This window comes from Evtepia sp. (assembly GCF_034090835.1).
Taxonomy (GTDB): domain Bacteria; phylum Bacillota; class Clostridia; order Oscillospirales; family Oscillospiraceae; genus Evtepia.
This window is the reverse complement of the sequence record NZ_JAXDRS010000058.1, coordinates 1-1,343: the sequence shown is the minus strand read 5'-3', so window position 1 is coordinate 1,343 and position 1,343 is coordinate 1. Positions and strand designations below refer to the sequence as shown.

The window sequence follows — 1,343 nt, the reverse complement described above, 5'->3', positions numbered from 1 at the left end:
GAGCCGAACAGACGCATGATGTCGTCCTCCAGGGACAGGTAGAAACGGCTTTCGCCGGGGTCGCCCTGACGGCCGGAACGGCCCCGCAGCTGGTTGTCGATCCGGCGGGACTCATGGCGCTCGGTGCCCAGGATGAAGAGGCCGCCGGCCTCCCGCACTTTGTCGGCCTCGGGCGCCAGCTGCTCTTTGTACTTGCTCTCGGTCTGGGAGAACATCTTCCGGGCGTCCAGGATCTCCTGGTTGTCGGTCTCGGCAAAGCCGGTGGCCTCGGCGATCATTTCGTCGGAGAGACCGGCCTTGCGCAGGTCGTTCTTGGCCAGGAACTCGGCGTTGCCGCCCAGCATGATGTCGGTACCACGGCCGGCCATGTTGGTGGCCACGGTGACGGCGCCGAACTTACCGGCCTGGGCCACGATCTCGGCTTCCTTCTCGTGGTTCTTGGCGTTCAGGACGTTGTGCTTGATGCCCTGCTTGGTGAGCATCTTGGAGATGAGCTCGGACTTTTCAATGGAGGTGGTACCGGCCAGGACAGGCTGTCCCTTTTCGTGGCACTGGGCGATCTGCTCCACGATGGCCCGGTACTTGCCGGCGGTGTTCTTATACACCTTGTCGGGGTGATCCACTCGGGCCAGAGGCTTGTTGGTGGGGACCTCCACGATGTCCAGCTGATAGGTAGCGTTAAACTCTTCTTCCTCGGTGAGGGCGGTACCGGTCATACCGGAGAGCTTCTTGTAGAGACGGAAGTAGTTCTGGAAGGTGATGGTGGCCAGAGTCTTGGACTCCCGGGCTACGGTGACCTTTTCCTTGGCCTCGATGGCCTGGTGGAGACCGTCGTTGTAGCGGCGGCCATACATAAGACGACCGGTAAACTCGTCCACGATGATGACTTCCCCGTCTTTCACCACGTAGTCAATGTCCCGCTTCATGAGACCCCGGGCGCGGATGGCCTGGTTAATATGGTGGGAGAGGGTGGAGTTTTCCGGGTCGGAGAGGTTTTCGATGTTAAAGGCCTTCTCTGCCTTGGCGATGCCTCGAGCGGTCAGGGTGACGGCCCGGGCCTTTTCGTTGACCACATAGTCGGCGTCGATGTCCTCGGCTTCCTCCTCCTTGTCGTCCACGGTGGCTACCGTGAGGCCCTTCAGGGAGGCGGCGAAGTTGTCGGCCAGGGTGTAGAGCTGGGTGGACTGCTCGCCCATGCCGGAGATGATGAGGGGGGTACGGGCCTCGTCGATGAGGATGGAGTCCACCTCGTCCACGATGGCGAAGGCGTGGCCGCGCTGCATGAGCTCAGCCTTGTAGATGGCCATGTTGTCCCGCAGGTAGTCGAAGCCGAACTCGTTGTT

1 pseudogene is annotated in these 1,343 nt (G+C 61.5%); it reads right to left on the bottom strand.

The annotated features are described in order from the left end of the window. A pseudogene (locus tag SOR61_RS10195) lies at positions 1-1,343 on the bottom strand (preprotein translocase subunit SecA); the annotation flags it as partial.